At 66.2% G+C, this 529-nt stretch carries 1 protein-coding gene and 1 pseudogene; both read left to right on the forward strand.

What is annotated here, in order from left to right; all coding sequences use genetic code 11:
* Window positions 1–248, forward strand: a pseudogene (locus HX786_RS31575) (hypothetical protein); the annotation flags it as partial.
* The coding region (locus tag HX786_RS31580) for a periplasmic heavy metal sensor (protein ID WP_178913092.1) at window positions 245–529 on the forward strand (285 nt) is incomplete at its 3' end. The pseudogene HX786_RS31575 and the gene HX786_RS31580, both read left to right, overlap by 4 nt.

Consider the following 529-nt stretch of genomic DNA (forward strand, 5'->3'; position numbering starts at 1 on the left):
ACCCGGCGCTGGCGCGGCAGATTCGCCAATCGTTTCCCCAGCGCCAGTCCTTCTGGGCGCGCTACGCCGGCTGGCTGTCGCCGGCCGGTTTTGTTGGCGTGGGCATCGCCGGGGTCGCCGCCGGAATCCTGGTGGCATCGTTGAGCGTGCCGTTGCCCATGCTTGGCCCTGAAGTACTGCCGAGTGTCTTCGACCAGGGCGACGCCGAAGTCGTCTTCACCGTCAACGCCGAGGAAAGCGAGCAATGACCCCGTCACCCAAGTACCTGAAGCCGCTGCTGGTTGTGTCGGTGTTGTTCAACGTGTTTTTGATCGGCGGTGTCGGCGGAGGCTTGTACCACTGGTTGGCGAACACCAAGCCCGCCGAGGCGGTGGTGAACCAGCATGGCCTGCGCCAGGCGATGGTCAAGCTGCCGCCGGAACGGCGCAAGGAACTGCGCCAGTTGTTGCGCCAGAACCGCGCCGACAGCCAGCCGCTGGTGCTGGCCGGGCGTGAGGCGCGGCTGGACGTGATCAAGCAACTGGAGGCG

The organism is Pseudomonas sp. 21615526, assembly GCF_013386245.1.
Lineage (GTDB): Bacteria > Pseudomonadota > Gammaproteobacteria > Pseudomonadales > Pseudomonadaceae > Aquipseudomonas.